Source organism: Enterobacter sp. SCRI0065 (genome assembly GCF_059766475.1).
The window spans coordinates 835,850-851,851 of record NZ_JCBAJB010000002.1 but is presented as its reverse complement, the minus strand read 5'-3'; the positions used below and the strand labels follow the sequence as shown (position 1 = coordinate 851,851).

Sequence of the window (16,002 nt, the reverse complement as noted above, 5' to 3'; positions counted from 1 at the left end):
TAAATGAGGTGCGCGTTAAGCGTGATTAAAGCCGCCGACCCGCGGTTGCGGCAGTGACGGGGTCAGCGGATGCTCGGCAAAATACGCCAGCGCGCGCTGCATATCTTTCAAAAGCAGACAGGCCAGGTCAAAGCTCACCCCATGGCGCACCAGAATGCGCTGGATAACCAGGTCTTCGCGATCGGCTGGCATGGAATAGGCTGGCACCTGCCAGCCGCTGGAGCGCAGCCTGTCCGCCAGGTCATATAAGGAATAATTGCCTATATTGGCACCTTCTTTCAGCTTCCACGCCAGCGCCGGGATCCCGCTCTGGCTGTCGCCGTCGAAGATCATCTCAAAGGGCCCCATGCTGCCAATCTCTTTCGCCAGATGCTGCGCGGTGGCATAGCAGGCATTGTGGATCTTGGCATAGCCTTCGCGGCCCAGGCGCAGGAAGTTATAGTACTGCGCGACGATCTGCCCACCCGGACGAGAAAAGTTAAGTGCGAACGTCGGCATATTCCCGCCAAGATAGTTCACCTTAAAGATCAGCTCTTCAGGCAGATCGGCCGCTTCGCGCCAGATAACCCAGCCCGCACCTAACGGCGCCAGGCCAAACTTGTGTCCTGAGGCATTGATAGACTTCACGCGCGGCAGGCGGAAATCCCACTCCAGCTCCGGCGCACAGAACGGTGCCAGGAAACCGCCGCTCGCGCCGTCAATGTGCATGGGAATATCCAGCCCGGTATCCTGCTGGAGCTTGTCGAGGGCATCGCTCACCGCTTTTACCGGCTCGTACTGGCAGGTAAAGGTCACGCCGAGCGTTGGCACTACGCCGATGGTATTTTCATCAACGCGCTTAAGCACCTCTTCCGGGCTCATGATCAGGCGATCTTTTTCAAGCGGGATTTCACGCAGCTCAACGTCAAAGTAGCGGGCAAATTTGTGCCAGCACACCTGCACCGGGCCGCAGATAAGATTAGGTTTATCGGTAGAAAGCCCCTGTGTGGCGCGTCTCTTTCGCCATTGCCATTTCAGCGCCAGCCCGCCGAGCATCGCGGCCTCGGAAGAACCAATCGTTGAACATCCGAGCGTTGTTTCCGGCGTGGGTGAATTCCACAGGTCGGCCAGCATTCTCACGCAGCGAGCTTCAATTTCAGCGGTTTGTGGATATTCATCCTTGTCGATCATATTTTTATCGATCGATAAATCCATCAGTTCATGAATTTCGTCGTCAACCCAGGTCTGGCAAAATGTCGCAAGATTCTGACGAGAATTGCCGTCCAGCATTAACTCATCACGAATCGCATTAAATACGTTTCGGGCATTGCGTTCCTGTAGAGGAAATTCGGTGGTGGGAAGCGCTGTTGCTAAATCAGCAGACGCGTAAATATCATCATTTTCATGATAAGACGATGCGGGCTTAAAATTCATAATACTGACCTTTATTCATTTAAAGTTGAGAGAATGCTTTAATCGCGATGCGACAACATGGGGATATTTTACGCAGAGTTGCAGGTCAGAATATATGAGAGGAATAAGTAAGAAATGTCAGTTATGGACTACGGCTGTAGTCCTGGGTCGCTGAGACCCAGGACTGCGTATTAATCGTGGATTACTTGCAAAAAAGCGATGGTGGCTTGGTTCAAGCCGCTTATCTGCTCCTCCAGACTGCGGATATCGCTCAGGATATCGACCGATCGCGGGTCAACGTCTAGCGCGCTTTCAATCTGCTCCGCCAGGCTGTGTATCGCCACCGCACCAAGGATTTGCGCCGTACCGTTGATACGATGAACATGGCGCTGTGCGACATCCCACTCCTCGCGATTAATGGCAGAACGCAGGGCTAAAATATCGCGCTTATTTTCGTTAAGCGACTGCTCCAGCATTTTTCGCATTAGCGATTTATCATTTAGCGCCAACGAGCGTAGCGTTTCCAGATTAATAAATTTTTCGAGCGGATCATGCCCGGCAGGCTTATCTATTTCGCGCAACGCCGCTTTTAATTTTGGCAGGTCAATTGGCTTAATGAGGCACACATTCATACCGCTTGCCAGACAACGTTCCTGGGTTTCAAAAAACGCGTTAGCGGTTAACCCCCAAATGTTGATCTCTTTATTCATGGCGCGCACGCGTCGTGTCAATTCCATCCCGTCCATGTTGGGCATATTAAGATCGGTTATCAGTAGATCGTAAGCCTGTTCATTAATCATACCAAGCGCCTCAACGCCGTCTTTCGCTTCATCAACGCGATAGCCCAGGGTATCTAACTGCCGACGCAGCAGCAGTCGATTAGTGGGATGATCGTCGGCAATCAAAATCCTCAGCGCCTTGAGCGGCTCTTCGCGCTTGTCGGTCACCACTGGCGCATGATCGTCCAGCCTGGTGTATTCCGTCGGTATCGTCACGCTTACACGCGTGCCAACGCCCGGCTGGCTCGTCATACACAGCTGCCCTCCCATACGTTCAGCCAGCTCGCGACAAATCATGAGTCCCAGACCAGAACCGACCTGCTGTTGACCACTTTGCGCCTGTCCAAACGGGGTAAACAGTTTTTTCTGTTCCTCTGCCGAAATACCTACCCCGCTATCCTGCACGTCTATCGTCAGCACGGTAAGATTCTCTGGGCGCGCGTCGAGCCGTACCGACACCTGGACACCGCCCACGTGGGTAAACTTCACCGCATTGCTGATGAGATTCGCAAGAATTTGCTTAACGGCCTGCGGATCGAGCCAGAGCGCCGTATCCTCCTCAATCTGGTCATCCATCGAAAGCTTGATCTTCTTCTGGTCGGCAAGACCTTCAAAATGGCTGATGGTCTGCTCTATTAACGCCCGAGAATCGACCCATTGAGGCGAGAATTCAAACTTGCCCGACTCTATTTTCTCCATATCCAGCACGTCACCGATAAGGCCGATCAGTGACTGCGCGGTAACATAGGCTAGATGGATAGATTCCTTGTTTTCTTCCGGCGTTTGCCTGCGCGTCGTCATCAGTTCCAGGAACCCCATTATCGCGCTGACCGGCGTGCGAATTTCATGACTCATGCTGGCCAGGAAGTTACTTTTGGCGCGACTGGCCTCAATGGCTTTATCTTTCTCGACCTGCAACGCATTCATCAGCCGTCTGGACTCAGTAATATCCTCCCAGCCGCAGATGATTGTCGGAGGCATCTTCGCAGGCATGCGGCAAAGCGTAACCCAGTGCAGAATAAGCCGATCTTCCGTACCGTTGTTCAACATCAGTTGATGTGGAACCACGACGTCCGGCGTTAGCCCTTGCTCAATCGTCTGATGAACCTCAGCAAAGATATTTGCCAATGGATGACGGCGATCGAACATGGAATACCGCAGGGCGGAATGCCGTTCGTCGCTGAAAAATGCGTTAAAGGCGTGGTTGTAACTTTCCAGTCCGCCCTCCGGCGTCATTACGTAGACAGGCACGGGGATGGCGTTAAACAGCGTCTGCCTGAAGCTAAGCTGATATTGCAACGCCGCCTCAGAGGCTTTACGCCTGCGTACGGCGCGCAGCAGGTACGCGCCCCACATCAGGCTACTGAGCACTAGCAGCGTGGCAAGGCCAATGACCCAATAGAACGGACGGCTGTAAAGATTCCACGTCTCAATTTTGACGTTGGTCATTTTTGTCCACTTTCCTGCCATCTCCAGCATCTCTTTCGGCGGGATATCGTCCAGCGCCTTGTTCAGTATGCTCAGCAGTTCAGGGGATTCCCGGGGTACTGCAAAGGTTATTTGCGCAGGAGGTTCGCCGGGAATGCGGCTGTAAATCAGCCGTTCAGGATAGTAGTGGTCAATAATAAAGCGCGATGCGAGCTGGGTGGAAATAACCGCGTCCACCTCTCCCTGGGCAAGACGGCTTAAAGCGCTGCTGGTGTTTCGCGATGTGACCCACTCTACGCCCGGATAGCGCCTTTTTAATTTGCCAGAAAGCGTGTGGTAGACGGGAATAGCCACCTTCATGCCCGCCGATAATTCGGCCACACCGGTTGGAGTCATGCGCGTCACGATGACAAACGGCGTCGCAATAAAGGGGTGGGTAAAGCTGACCAGCTCTTCCCGCTCGGCGCTATAGGTCGCCGTTGGCAGAATATCCCACTCACCCTTGCGCATAATACGAGCCATTTCATCGTTAGAATTGGCAATAATCGGGCTGAAGTCTAAGCCAGTTTGCAGGTTGATAAGGTTCAGTATATCGCCGACCAGCCCCCGAATGTCCTGATGATCGTCCACCATGCTAAAGGGCGCATAGTAAGGATTGACCAGAACCCGCAGCGTGGAATGTTTTCGCAACCAGCGCATCTCTTTGCCGGTTAAATCCAGCGGCCGATTTAGAAATGAAAGATTACCCAGTTGTATCCACGACTGTACAAGCTGATTGTGCATCGGTTCCGTAAGCGACTGTATAAATGCATCTACCATCGCAATCAAATTGTGCTGACTTTTATCCGCCACCAGCGCATTACTGATGAGCGGTGAGCGCCAGTATTTGACCATATTTAGCGTTTGATAAAAGTCGCGGGTAATTATAAAGCTGGTGGTGAGATTATTGCCGAAATAATAATCACTCTGTCCGTTGGCAACCGACGCTAAGGCCTGGTAATCATCTGAATAAGAGACAATACGCGCACGCGGCCATGAGGCTTTAATAAACGCCTCTGAAGGATAATGTTGAGTAATCGCAACGGTGACGTCATGACGGACATCGCTCAGCGGGCTCATCACCTGCCTTTGCCGACTCACAAGCGCAGGATACCCCTTCACCAGCGGCAGTGACGTGACAACGTCGGGATCAAGGGGGCCAACATCGACCGAAGACGTCAATACGAGATCCACCCGCCCGCTTTTAAGCGCATCGTACGCCTGCTGTCGGCCAGCATAACTTTGCACCACAATGGAGATACGCAGCGCTTTTTGAAGTAGAAAAAGATAGTCCGCGTTCATTCCACGATAGCGCCCGGTTGCGCTATTCATGCTCAACGGCGGGGATTCTGGCCCGTAAATGGCGACCGTTAGCGTTCGCTTTTTAGCCAGCCACAGCACATCATGGTTGCTTAGCGGGACCGGAGGCGTAATAACATCGTGGCTGCTGTAAAGGGTTAAGACCGTCGGCTCCTCGTCCGCGGCAAATGCCGGAACGGTAAAGCACAGCACAATGCCCAAAAAAATTGCAGCCAGCCTAATCATATTCTTAACCAATTTTATTTCGATTCGCGAATGAGAAAAGTTCCATTAATGATTTGCAGCCCAGTTTTTCCATCAGGCGGCTTTTATAGGTACTGACCGTTTTATTACTGATAAACATTTCGCCAGCAATTTGCTTATTATCAGCACCAGCCAGAATGGCGCGCATCACCTTTATTTCCTGGCTGGACAGCGACTGGAGCATCTGCTGCTCGCTGGATAATGAACCAACGAACGTATTGAGCGAAAAGGGAAAATAGCTGTAGCCATTCTTCGCCGCGCGGATAGCACACAGAATATTCGTCATCCCTTCTTTTTTGCTAATAAATGCATTAGCCCCGGCGTCTGCGCTACGTTTGCCATAGAAATGGTCGTTTTTTGCAGAAACGACAATAATAATTTGATTGAACTGCTGCTTACGAAGCTTTTCCACCACTTCAATCCCGCTCATCACCGGGATATCGACATCCACGATAACCACATCAGGCTGGAACTTCGCCACGGCGATCAGCGCTTCAGCGCCATCCCCGGCTTCACCAAGAACGCTCATGCCTTCATGTTCCAGCAGGTTGCGGATAGCCATCCTGGCCAAAGGGTGATCGTCAATGATAACTGCACTCATATTCATTTTTTCACTCATTATGGGTTCCTTGCCACCACAAAAAATTACCGCTTATTCATTTTATCACGCTGGACTACAGACGTAGGAAACGGCTTGCAGGTATTTCTGATATCTCTGCTGTGCCGGGACAACCCTATTGTATACAATTTTTCGCGCTGGCACTCCCCAAATGGAAAACAACTTTTATTGCGGTTTCAATTTATTGATGCCGCAATATTTGCGTAACGACCTCTTATCATCTCGCGATGTCTATTTTTTTACGCGGACGGGTCTTCTTCGCACAACCGTTACTGTTTTAAATAATAGAATAGCAGGTTTTGAAATTATGACAGATCGCTTTAATGACGTTAAAAACGTTAAAAACAACATTCAAAAACGTAAAATTATGCTACTTGCCTTGCTGATAGTAATGATTATTGCGGCTGGCCTGGCATCCTGGTGGTATTACAGCCTTCGTGGCACCCAGAATACTGACGATGCTTATGTGATGGGAAATCAAATCACTGTCTCTTCACAGATTGCTGGCAGCGTGGTCACCGTTCATTACACCGATACCGATTTAGTTCATCAAGGCGAAGTGCTGGTCACGCTGGATGATTCCGACGAAAAACTTAGCTATTCAAAAGCAGCCGGTTATCTTGCCAATGTGGTCAGAACGGTTAAGCAGGTTTACATCGCGGATGAAGAGTACAGCGCCAACATCCAACAGGCCAACATTGCCCTGCAGCAAGCGCATGCTGACTATCAGCGCCGCGTACAGCTACGTGGCTCGGCAGCTATTTCAAAGGAAGATTTGCAACATGCAAAGGATGCTGTGAGCAGCAGCAAAGCCGCGCTGGATGTTGCAACCCAAAAATACCGTGGCAACAGAGCACTCATTCAAGGGGATTCGCTCGAAAAGCAACCCGAAATCCTTCAGGCCTCCGAAGCGCTCCGCGAAGCCTGGATCGCACTCCAGCGGACAAAAATACGCAGCCCCGCAACCGGTTATATTGCCCAGCGCAATGTGCAGGTAGGTGAAACTCTGAGCGCGGGCCAGCCGCTGCTGTCTATTGTTCCGACCAGTCAAATCTGGATCGATGCCAATTTCAAAGAAACCCAGCTGAGCGGGGTCAGAATCGGCCAGAAGGTGCAGGTGGTAACCGACCTTTATGGGAACGATGTCATTTTTGATGGAAAAGTTGACGGTATCAGTATGGGTACCGGCGGCGCATTCTCGCTGCTGCCCGCCCAGAACGCCACCGGGAACTGGATCAAAGTTGTGCAACGACTCCCGGTGCGCATCACGCTTGATGCCGGGCAAGTTGCCGAACATCCCCTGCGCATTGGTCTTTCAGCCAACGTTACGCTGAAAGAAGGCGATGAAAGCGGCCAGTCGCTGGCGTCCACTCAGCGCATTAAGCCCGCTTACCATAGCAGCGCCCTGGTCATCGACATGTCGCCTGTTAACAGTGAAATCACCCGTATCATCCACGCTAACGCGAAGTGATTAATGATGACTAACGCTTCCCAACCGCTAAAAGGGTTTGCATTAATCCTGGTGACAATTTCCCTGTCGCTGGCAACCTTTATGCAGATGCTGGACTCCACGATTTCAAACGTGGCGATCCCGACGATCTCCGGTTTTCTTGGTGCCTCAACGGATGAAGGGACGTGGGTGATTACCTCATTCGGCGTCGCCAACGCGATTTCTATCCCCATTACCGGCCGTCTGGCACAGCGTTTTGGCGAGCGTCGGTCATTTTTATCCTCCGTTTCGCTATTCGCCCTCGCCTCGCTATGCTGTGGGATGTCGGATAGCCTGGGTACGCTCATCTTCTGCCGTGTGATTCAGGGGTTGGTTGCGGGTCCATTAATCCCACTGTCGCAAAGCCTGTTGATGCGTAATTATCCTCCAGAAAAACGTAACCTTGCGCTGGCGCTGTGGTCGATGACGGTGATTATTGCCCCCATTTTTGGCCCAATTATCGGCGGCTATATTTGTGATAATTACCACTGGAGCTGGATTTTTTTAATCAACGTTCCTATTGGGATTCTGGTCGTCTTCCTCACCACCTTTATGTTAAAAGGCCGAGAGACCCCGACCGAACCGGTCAAAATTAACTATATCGCCCTCAGTCTGCTAGTGATTGGCGTGGGTAGCCTACAAATCATGTTGGATAAAGGGAAAGACCTGGACTGGTTTAATTCCACCACGATTATTGTGCTGGCCGCCATCGCGGTAATAGGGATTATTACCCTAATTATCTGGGAAGCAACCAACGATAACCCGATCATCGATCTTAGCCTGTTTCGTTCCCGAAACTTTAGTATCGGGGTGCTTTGCATCGCCTGCTCATATTTAATTTATGCCGGTGCCATTGTGTTAATGCCGCAGCTGCTGCAAACGGTCTACGAATACACATCGGTTTCCGCCGGGCTTGCCTATGCGCCCGTTGGCATCATGCCGCTGCTGATCGCCCCGCTCATCGGACGCTACGGCAATAATATTGATATGCGCATCCTGGTGACGTTCAGCTTTATTATGTACGCCGTCTGTTTTTACTGGCGCGCAATCACCTTTAATCTGGGGCTGGATTTCACCTGGATGGTGATACCGCAGTTTTTGCAGGGTTTTGCCGTCGCTTGCTTTTTTTTACCGCTCACCACCATTTCTCTCTCGGGATTAGCTCCGGAGAAATTTGCCGCCGCCACCAGCTTAAGCAACTTTTTCCGGACGCTGTCGGGATCGATAGGCACGACGATAACCATGACGCTCTGGAGTCGTCGTGAGTCATTTCATCACGCACAGCTAACAGAGTCGATAACGCCCTTTAATCCCCAGTCGGTTGGGCTATTTAGTAAATTACAGGGAATGGGATTTAGCCAGCAGCAAATTGCTGCCTATATCAACGATCAAATCACGCAGCAAAGTCTGCTGATGTCTGCCAACGACATATTTTATATGTCAGCGCATATCTTCCTGGTGTTGACGCTATTGGTATGGTTTGCAAAGCCACCCTTTAAAAGCGCATCAGTGGGATGACCAGAAATCTACACCTACTTTTTAAACCCACAACTATTGTAAATGGAAATATGATGAAAAAAACAGTTCACGTAATGTTATTCACGGCCACTGTATTAGCCTTGACGTGTGCAGCGCAGGCAAAAACAGTGAATGCAAATGCGAGCAATGATCCGAATGCGATGACCTGCCAGGAATATATTGATATGAACCCAAAGGCGATGACGCCGGTGGCATTCTGGGTAGTCAATAAAGATACACATTATAAAGATGGTGACTATGTCGATTTAGAAGATGTTGAAACCGTTTCTGCTCCCCTCCTGCTTAACATTTGCCATGCAAAACCGGAAAGCAAGCTGACTCAATGGATCGACAAGATTAAGTAAACGCTTCATCAACGTGTTCGTTATTGGCAGTATATTATGGCGGGCATTATATTGCTCGCCTTTCAGATCTTTCTATTTTTTCCTTCCCTTTATCTTAATTTAGCGGAATTTTTCATTCCCGGAACCGCTAACCTTCTATTTTATATATAAAAATATTGTTTTAATCTCATCACTGCGCAAAAAGGCGGACATTTGACGCCCTTGAATACCCGTGGATATACTCGTTATCGTTAATGATATTAATAAGGTTACCTGAGCAGCGCCCTATTTGCGCACGCTTTGGATGGGACGTTTTTTACCAGGAGGTCAGTATTCTGATGATTTTGATGAATACAAATTATTGCTGTGCATTAAGTCAGGTTGCTTTTCAATCTATTATGGACTCTATCCGGGAAGATACTGAACTGATAAAAGGCTATATTGCCATTGTCGACGGTGATGCTCATGGCATTCACAATGTCCTGAAATCAGTATATGAGATGCGAAGGAAGGGAAAAGTGGTCTATATGGTCACTCTTATCTCGCAGGATAGGAAATGCTCCCCCATCATCTGGCATCTTTCTGATTATGTCATTGAAAAGAAAATAACCTACTGTGAGCTGAAGGAACTGATCGGTTCGATGCTCAGATCGAAACCTAAGCACCTGTCGGATAACGTATTCGGCGATATCCTGGGTGAAATATTTAAGGTTTCACATAAAGAAAACGGAGTGCTGGAACTGCTGCTTGCGGGTCGGTCGCAGTCTGAAATCTCCCAGCTATTAAATATCTCTGTTAAAACCGTCAGTGCTTATAAAATTAGATCCATTCGAAGGCATGGCGTCAGAAATTTCAACGAGCTATATATGCTCAAGCAAAACAATAGTCATTATTGAGCCTTCAATAAAATAGTCAGATGCAAATGTAGCGAACTTCATGCCGCGAAGCGAATTGCGTAAGCATTTAAATCTGATTGATGAGCCTAGGGTTTATAATTTAGCATTAAAACCTATAATTAATGCACAATGCACTATAAGTTACCAGGGAATGGCTTTGTGAGTAGATTATTGCATCAATCGAAACGAAGCCACGCTCAGTGTATTGCTGACTGTCCGGTGCCGTTTTTATCCGATTATTAGTCAGGAAGTTTTTATGCAATTACTTGATACCCCCTACTCATGTTTTTTGAGTCGGCTTGCCTTTAGCTGTCTTATTCAAACTTTGGTTGAGGAACAAAATACCGCCTTCAGCCGCTGCGAAGGTTACATTGTTTTTATCGATGGTGATTCGAAAGATACTTATGGCCTGATAAAATATTTGCACCAGCGCCGTAAAGAAAAAAACGATCTCTACATCATTACGCTGTCATCCAATATCGAAGTGCTCTCTTCCGCTATCAGACACTTATCGGACGGTGTCGTGGATAAAAAAATCTCATATGAAAGTTTGAAGGCTCTGATAGGTAATGTGGGAACGCTTAGGCCGAAGGCGCTTGAGGACGTTATCTTTGGCGATATTGTTGGCGAAATGCTGAGATCGACTCACAACGAACAGCGTGTTCTGGAGCTGCTTGTTGCAGGTTACTCGCAGGTGGATATTGCCCGCATACTAAATCTATCGGCCAAAACCATCAGCGGATACAAGATGAAGGCGGTAAGAAAAAGAGGGGCCAGAAACTTTAATGAGTTGTATATCAGAAAGTTTGGCCAGCCCCCCGAATCAACACGGCGTTAATCAGCCTGGATGCACATAAGCGCGGGCGAAAATGCGTTCCAGATAATATAGCCATTGTCGAGCGAGGTGAGCCTCAGACGTCTTACCTCGCCTGAAAAATCGAATATTGAGGTGTTGAAGCGTTCGTTCGGCATCGTGTCGCTCACCTTTTTACTCACCGCCAGGTGCTGCATAGCCAGATAACCTTCACCTTCGTAGCGGTAGTCAAAGTCGATATCGCGCAGCAGCTTATACTGTTTAGCCCCTGCCGCATCCTTAGCCGTTGCGGAGACATTAATTCTTCCATGCCCTTCGCCGTCAAGGTGCAGCGTGAGCACGCCTTCGGTTTTGATATCCGTCCACGAAGAAAAATAAGAGGTGCAGTCCACTTTTGGCCCTCTTTCCTTTTCATAAAAATGGCGCAGAACAACATTAAGCAGCAAGGCAATAACAATTGGCGCGAGGGCAATCAGCCACAGAGTACGGGGCTTCTTTTCATTCAGAAAAATCATAAATGGCCTTGCAGTCAGAAAAGTGTGTTTCCGTATCGTCATTTTTTATGCAGCGTGTCATAAAGACGCGACCGGTATTTTGATAAAGATCCTGCTCGCTCGATTGAAAGATAAACACAGCGTTGGGAACGCACGCCAGCCTCGACGAGGCTAATCCCAGCGCGAGCTGTTCCTTACGTTTTGAAACTTCCGCAGGACTTTTATTAAGGCTATACAGCGGACAGGCTCCAATTGAGCCAATGCCAAAAAGTTTTGAGTGTGGGAAATCATAATCCAGCGGGCTTAATGCCTGACTAAAAGGCTGGACGATAAAAAACGCTGAAATCATGAGACTGATTGCCACCACTATCCTGCGAAGCCCGCGGCTTGTCTTCCCCGTTTTTTGGGCAGCAGATAAAGGAACAGACGGGTTTTTAACGTCCTCACGCTTTGCTTCATCACAAAAAACTTTATCTCCGGATATATAAAAACCTACTCTGGGAAGGGTTTGAAGGATGTCGCCTTCACACCCAAGTTCGGCCAGCGATTTACGAATCAACGACACGTACTGATTCACGGAATTGTTCGAAGGTTCAAGCCCGTACTTTTCCCAAATGTTGTTAAGCAGTTCTTCTCGGCTAATAATTTTATCTGCGTTATCCAAAAGATAGGTAAAAAGCCGCGCGGGGATAGTCGTCAACGCCACCCTTTTATCGGGTTGTGCAATACTCCACAGCGTCCCGTCTTCACTTCTGAATATAACCGTTTGGGCAATCGTAAAGGTCATAGCGCCCCGTTCTCCGTGGGTTTTAACATGTTTAAAATGCCTTACACATCATAATAGCTCGCGGCTCTACGCCATTCATTAATTTTTTCAATATGCTCTGAGTCATTCTTAAATCACAGGCATGAAGGCCGCGTAGCATGCTTGATCCGATAAAAGGATTCAACTTATAAGTTTTTTTAACTTTTTTTTAAATTTAATTCAAGAAAAGGCCACTCTGCGATCGCTCCCGGAAAATTAAAAATACCACCATAATACATATGGTTATGCATCAATCAATAATGCTTTTGATATTTTTATCAGACAACGGGAAATAAACAAAAGGAATGTCCTATTTTAAAAATATTTAAAATTACTAATATGTCGGCAAATTGCAGCACAGCAATAATGTAGAGAGTAACTCTGAGTATAGCCAAATTATTCCTAAAGGATGATTTAATTTTTTTAAATAAGGTAATGAACATGCGTAAATTTATTTTCACTCTGACTCCTGTCGCTTTAGTGTTGCTGGCAACTTCCGGCGTATCCATGGCGGCGTCCAACGCCCAAATGACGATTACGGCGAACGTTGTCGCCGCGACCTGTGACGTTTCGGTTTCGAACAGCAGCCTGGACCTGGGTAACTTTTCTAAATCCAGCTTCACCGGCGTTGCCACGCCGGTCGCCAGCAGCGTGAAAAATTTCACCGTCGGCCTGAGCAACTGTGAAGCACCGAAAGCGGCAGGCGACACGGCGAAAGTGGTGATTTCCGGACAAACGCTGGGCGGCAACCCAAATATGTTTAACAGCACCGGCACCAACACCGGCGTAATGATTAGCCCGGTATCTGCGCCAAACCAGTACATCAACGCCGGTGACAACCTGCTGATCGCCACCGCAGCCGACCCAGCGGCAGCGGGCGACTTCAACGGAAAAGCACTGAGCCTGCAGGCTGGCCTGGCATCGACTTCTACCACGCCAGATATCGGCATGGTTAGCGCGCCGGTTGTCTTCAGCTTTGTCTACAACTAATGACCTTTCGGCGGGCCTGTGGCCCGCCTTTTCAGGAACGATGTATGATGCGTTTTTTTCTCTTGCCCGCGTTGATGATCGTCGCGCCTGGCATCACCACTCCAGTTTGGGCAGATGGCTTTGGCATTAACGCCACCCGACTCATTTATCCTGAGAAAGCCGCCAGTATCAGCGTAGCCGTGCGCAATACCCAGTCCAGTACCCCTTATCTGGTTCAGGCTGCCGTCAGCGGTACGCAGGACACCCGCACACCCGCTCCGTTCACCGTGACGCCCCCGCTGTTCCGGCTTGAGCCCCAGAGCATCAACCAACTGCGTATTGCCAGGAACCCCGCGTCGCTGCCGACCGACCGTGAGTCCATCTTTTATCTGCATGCCACTGCCATCCCGGCAAGCACAACGTCCACGGCATCGCAAAACGAAGGGGGGATTCAAGGAAGCACCCGTTTTGGGGTGGGTAACATCATCAAGCTGTTTTACCGCCCGGCAGACCTGAAAGGTTCTTCCGTGGACGCTCAGCGCGGCCTTCGCTTCGCGCGCGTACAGGGTGGCCTGATGGTGACCAACCCGTCACCTTACTTTGTCAGCCTGACCTCGCTGAAAGCGAATGGCGTCAAGCTGGCGCTGGATACACCCAACGCGCTGATGATCGCCCCTCGCGGCAGCAATACCTGGCCTTTAAAAACACCGCTCACGGCCAACACCAGGGTGGAATGGCAGACGATTAACGACACCGGAGGCACCGATGCGTTTAGCACCAGCGTTCCTTAACGTGCCGATAGCAGCCGCGCTTAGCCTGTGCTGCTTATTCCCCCAAACCGTTTCCGCCGTGACGCTTAACTTTTCCGCCATGCTGTACAACGGAACCTGCACCCTTAACCTGGACAAAAGTGCGCTGAGGCTGCCCGACGTTTCGCTGTCGAGCCTGGCGCCGCAGCGGCTCTATTCTGCACAGCCTTTTCAGCTTTCGGTGACCGAGTGTACGGGCGGGGGAGCAAGCAACCTCACCCCCATGGTCGCGGTGACCGGCCCGGGCGTAAGCCAGGACAATAAGTGGCTTTTTCGGCAGGCAAACTCCGCACCGGGTATGGGCATCATGGTTTTCCAGACCGACGCTGAGCCAGGCTACGGCTTGGCGGAGCTTCGTAGCGGAGCAACCTTACCGCTGGCAGATGTGGGTAAAAAACCCGTCGATCAGACGCTGGGCTTTTACGCCGCCGCAAGCTGCATCAGTTCACAAAGCTGCGCGGACGTTGGAACCGGTGTTGTCACCGCCAGCCTGATGTTCATTTTTGCCTATCAGTGAGGATGCGATGAGATTGGCTTCTCTCTGCGGCGCGCTGGGCGCGGCGCTGATGCTTAACCTGTCCTGTGCTCATGCGGATCAGGGTGGCATACGCCTGAATCAGACTCGGGTGATTTTTTCTGCCGGCGACAGCGCGCAAAACCTCACCGTTGAGAACTCCGGCAGTCGAACCTGGCTGATTCAAACCCAGATCGCCTCGACTGATGACACCTCAAAGGGCGCGCCTGTGCCCTTTATCGTGACGCCGCCGCTTTTCTCCCTGAAAGGTGACAGCCGACAGCTGCTGCGCATTTTGCCGCAGGATCATTCCCTGCCCGCCGATCGGGAATCGCTGTTTTACCTCTCCGTTTCGGCCATTCCCTCGCAGGACGAGCCCCTGATCGACCGGGGTCGGCTGTCGGTCGGCATGCGCTTTGTGCTGAAGCTTTTTTATCGACCGCGTGGAATGAGCGCCCCGCACGACGATACGGCCTGTCGGTTAGCCATTCGCCGCGACGATAAGGGCGTGAGCGTGACTAATCCTACGCCCTACTTTCAGACGCTGGGCGAACTGTCGCTGGACGGTAAGGCAGTCGATTTGACGCAGCAGCCAGCCATGGTGGCACCGCACAGCAACCTGTCTCTGACATCACCAGGCCGGGCAACGCGGGCGAGCTGGCAAACCATTACCGACTACGGCGGCCTGTCCGGCAGCTGTCAACAAACACTCTGAGAACTCCGGATAACGAATCATGACGCGTCTTCTTAAAATAATATCGGCCCTCCTGTTAATGGGCATGGGCCCAAGCGTGCTCGCGGCGCCGGAAAGCGCCCCGCAGGGCATCTCCTTTTACACCCTGCGGGTGATTTATTCCGCCCATGATAAGCAGGGCGTTTCCCTGACCGCCCATAACAACAGCCCTTCGCCTTACCTGGTGCAGTCCTGGCTTCGCCCGGTGGATAGCGCAACGGGCGACGTGGATCTGCACTGGCAGGGCGAGCCCGGGATACCTTTCGTCGTCACGCCGCCCCTTTCACGCATTGAAGCCAACGGCGAATTGGCCCTGCGCATTCGCCGCAACGACGTTCCGCTGCCTCAGGATCGGGAATCGGTATTTTTTATCTCGATGAAGGCGATGCCGGTACAGCCGCAGAAGTCGGAGCAGGGAAAAATGGTGATGACCGTCGTGAGCAACCTCAAGTTGTTCTATCGCCCCGACGGCCTCAAGCGCCGCGCCGTTGAGGAGATGGCGCCCAAGCTGAAGTTTCACAGGGAAGGTCATGACCTGGTTGCCACCAACCCCACGCCATACTGGCTGACGTTTTCGCATCTTGCTTCGGGTGCGTCCGAACTGGGCAAAGCGGGCCTGCGCCTTATGGTGCCGCCGTTCGGCCAACGGTCCTACCCCATTGACACATCCTCTGGTGCCAGCGTGACGTGGCGACTGATCGATGAAGACGGATGGGATACGCCGGACTTCAACCAGCCTCTGTGAACCGACCGATCCGCGTCGGCTGATTAATTCATTTATCGAAAAGCTTAAAAAT

Annotated in this window: 15 protein-coding genes; 10 read left to right on the top strand and 5 right to left on the bottom strand. The window is 50.7% G+C overall.

Annotated elements, in window-relative coordinates; genetic code table 11:
* Positions 1-15: 15 nt before the first annotated feature.
* From gad to evgA, 3 genes are all read right to left on the bottom strand, one after another.
* Positions 16-1,413, bottom strand: a complete 1,398-nt coding sequence (gad, locus tag AC6EMZ_RS09895) for a glutamate decarboxylase (protein WP_498402255.1) — start codon at positions 1,411-1,413, stop codon at positions 16-18.
* A 170-nt stretch (positions 1,414-1,583) separates the two neighbouring features.
* The gene (locus tag AC6EMZ_RS09890) at positions 1,584-5,183 is read right to left on the bottom strand and encodes a response regulator (RefSeq protein ID WP_498402254.1); all 3,600 of its coding nucleotides are present in this window, start codon (positions 5,181-5,183) and stop codon (positions 1,584-1,586) included.
* A 4-nt stretch (positions 5,184-5,187) separates the two neighbouring features.
* Positions 5,188-5,802 (bottom strand): acid-sensing system DNA-binding response regulator EvgA, encoded by a 615-nt coding sequence (gene evgA, locus AC6EMZ_RS09885; RefSeq protein WP_498402322.1) that lies wholly within the window; start codon positions 5,800-5,802, stop codon positions 5,188-5,190.
* Positions 5,803-6,127: 325 nt separating this feature from the next.
* Here evgA and AC6EMZ_RS09880 point away from each other — a divergent pair, with 325 nt between their 5' ends.
* The 5 genes from AC6EMZ_RS09880 (at position 6,128) to AC6EMZ_RS09860 (ending at position 10,905) form a co-directional block, all read left to right on the top strand.
* On the top strand, positions 6,128-7,291 hold the full coding sequence (locus AC6EMZ_RS09880) for an EmrA/EmrK family multidrug efflux transporter periplasmic adaptor subunit (protein WP_498402321.1): 1,164 nt from the start codon (positions 6,128-6,130) through the stop codon (positions 7,289-7,291).
* 3 nt (positions 7,292-7,294) lie between these two features.
* Positions 7,295-8,827: a DHA2 family efflux MFS transporter permease subunit gene (locus AC6EMZ_RS09875; protein ID WP_498402253.1), complete on the top strand. Its 1,533-nt coding sequence runs from the start codon at positions 7,295-7,297 to the stop codon at positions 8,825-8,827.
* 50 nt (positions 8,828-8,877) lie between these two features.
* Entirely contained in the window at positions 8,878-9,192 is a 315-nt protein-coding gene (locus tag AC6EMZ_RS09870; protein ID WP_498402252.1) for an HdeA/HdeB family chaperone, read from the top strand.
* A gap of 317 nt (positions 9,193-9,509) precedes the next feature.
* Positions 9,510-10,067, top strand: a complete 558-nt coding sequence (locus AC6EMZ_RS09865) for a helix-turn-helix transcriptional regulator (RefSeq protein ID WP_498402251.1) — start codon at positions 9,510-9,512, stop codon at positions 10,065-10,067.
* 256 nt (positions 10,068-10,323) lie between these two features.
* Positions 10,324-10,905 (top strand): response regulator transcription factor, encoded by a 582-nt coding sequence (locus AC6EMZ_RS09860; protein ID WP_498402250.1) that lies wholly within the window; start codon positions 10,324-10,326, stop codon positions 10,903-10,905.
* Here the strand turns inward: AC6EMZ_RS09860 and AC6EMZ_RS09855 are convergent.
* Positions 10,902-11,396 carry a hypothetical protein gene (locus AC6EMZ_RS09855; protein WP_498402249.1) on the bottom strand — a complete coding sequence of 165 codons (495 nt, stop codon included), beginning with the start codon at positions 11,394-11,396 and terminating at the stop codon, positions 10,902-10,904. The two genes, AC6EMZ_RS09860 and AC6EMZ_RS09855, sit on opposite strands and share 4 nt — an antisense overlap.
* Positions 11,380-12,162 (bottom strand): winged helix-turn-helix domain-containing protein, encoded by a 783-nt coding sequence (locus AC6EMZ_RS09850; protein WP_498402248.1) that lies wholly within the window; start codon positions 12,160-12,162, stop codon positions 11,380-11,382. Before AC6EMZ_RS09850 ends, AC6EMZ_RS09855 begins: the two co-directional genes overlap by 17 nt.
* Before the next feature lie 459 nt (positions 12,163-12,621).
* Here AC6EMZ_RS09850 and AC6EMZ_RS09845 point away from each other — a divergent pair, with 459 nt between their 5' ends.
* Genes AC6EMZ_RS09845 through AC6EMZ_RS09825 form a run of 5 tightly spaced genes read left to right on the top strand, consistent with a single transcriptional unit; the run spans position 12,622 to position 15,950 of the window.
* A complete protein-coding gene (locus AC6EMZ_RS09845; protein ID WP_498402247.1) occupies positions 12,622-13,170 on the top strand; it encodes a fimbrial protein in 549 nt (182 codons plus the stop codon).
* Between the two features lie 44 nt (positions 13,171-13,214).
* Positions 13,215-13,940 (top strand): fimbrial biogenesis chaperone, encoded by a 726-nt coding sequence (locus AC6EMZ_RS09840; RefSeq protein WP_498402246.1) that lies wholly within the window; start codon positions 13,215-13,217, stop codon positions 13,938-13,940.
* Complete coding sequence (locus AC6EMZ_RS09835; protein WP_498402245.1) at positions 13,915-14,475, top strand: fimbrial protein; 561 nt, start codon at positions 13,915-13,917, stop codon at positions 14,473-14,475. Before AC6EMZ_RS09840 ends, AC6EMZ_RS09835 begins: the two co-directional genes overlap by 26 nt.
* A gap of 7 nt (positions 14,476-14,482) precedes the next feature.
* Positions 14,483-15,187, top strand: coding sequence for a fimbrial biogenesis chaperone (locus AC6EMZ_RS09830; RefSeq protein ID WP_498402244.1), 705 nt, complete (start codon positions 14,483-14,485; stop codon positions 15,185-15,187).
* 19 nt (positions 15,188-15,206) lie between these two features.
* Positions 15,207-15,950: a fimbrial biogenesis chaperone gene (locus tag AC6EMZ_RS09825; protein WP_498402243.1), complete on the top strand. Its 744-nt coding sequence runs from the start codon at positions 15,207-15,209 to the stop codon at positions 15,948-15,950.
* Positions 15,951-16,002: the final 52 nt, after the last annotated feature.

Bases quoted from the DNA above. Each gene is read 5' to 3' on its own strand.
- AC6EMZ_RS09860 (WP_498402250.1), top strand. From the start codon at position 10,324: ATGCAATTACTTGATACCCCCTACTCATGTTTTTTGAGTCGGCTTGCC.
- AC6EMZ_RS09825 (WP_498402243.1), top strand. From the start codon at position 15,207: ATGACGCGTCTTCTTAAAATAATATCGGCCCTCCTGTTAATGGGCATG.
- AC6EMZ_RS09875 (WP_498402253.1), top strand. From the start codon at position 7,295: ATGATGACTAACGCTTCCCAACCGCTAAAAGGGTTTGCATTAATCCTG.
- AC6EMZ_RS09845 (WP_498402247.1), top strand. From the start codon at position 12,622: ATGCGTAAATTTATTTTCACTCTGACTCCTGTCGCTTTAGTGTTGCTG.
- AC6EMZ_RS09850 (WP_498402248.1), bottom strand. From the start codon at position 12,162: ATGACCTTTACGATTGCCCAAACGGTTATATTCAGAAGTGAAGACGGG.
- AC6EMZ_RS09830 (WP_498402244.1), top strand. From the start codon at position 14,483: ATGAGATTGGCTTCTCTCTGCGGCGCGCTGGGCGCGGCGCTGATGCTT.
- evgA (WP_498402322.1), bottom strand. From the start codon at position 5,802: ATGAGTGCAGTTATCATTGACGATCACCCTTTGGCCAGGATGGCTATC.
- AC6EMZ_RS09880 (WP_498402321.1), top strand. From the start codon at position 6,128: ATGACAGATCGCTTTAATGACGTTAAAAACGTTAAAAACAACATTCAA.
- AC6EMZ_RS09890 (WP_498402254.1), bottom strand. From the start codon at position 5,183: ATGATTAGGCTGGCTGCAATTTTTTTGGGCATTGTGCTGTGCTTTACC.
- AC6EMZ_RS09835 (WP_498402245.1), top strand. From the start codon at position 13,915: ATGCGTTTAGCACCAGCGTTCCTTAACGTGCCGATAGCAGCCGCGCTT.
- gad (WP_498402255.1), bottom strand. From the start codon at position 1,413: ATGAATTTTAAGCCCGCATCGTCTTATCATGAAAATGATGATATTTAC.
- AC6EMZ_RS09870 (WP_498402252.1), top strand. From the start codon at position 8,878: ATGATGAAAAAAACAGTTCACGTAATGTTATTCACGGCCACTGTATTA.
- AC6EMZ_RS09865 (WP_498402251.1), top strand. From the start codon at position 9,510: ATGATTTTGATGAATACAAATTATTGCTGTGCATTAAGTCAGGTTGCT.
- AC6EMZ_RS09855 (WP_498402249.1), bottom strand. From the start codon at position 11,396: ATGATTTTTCTGAATGAAAAGAAGCCCCGTACTCTGTGGCTGATTGCC.
- AC6EMZ_RS09840 (WP_498402246.1), top strand. From the start codon at position 13,215: ATGATGCGTTTTTTTCTCTTGCCCGCGTTGATGATCGTCGCGCCTGGC.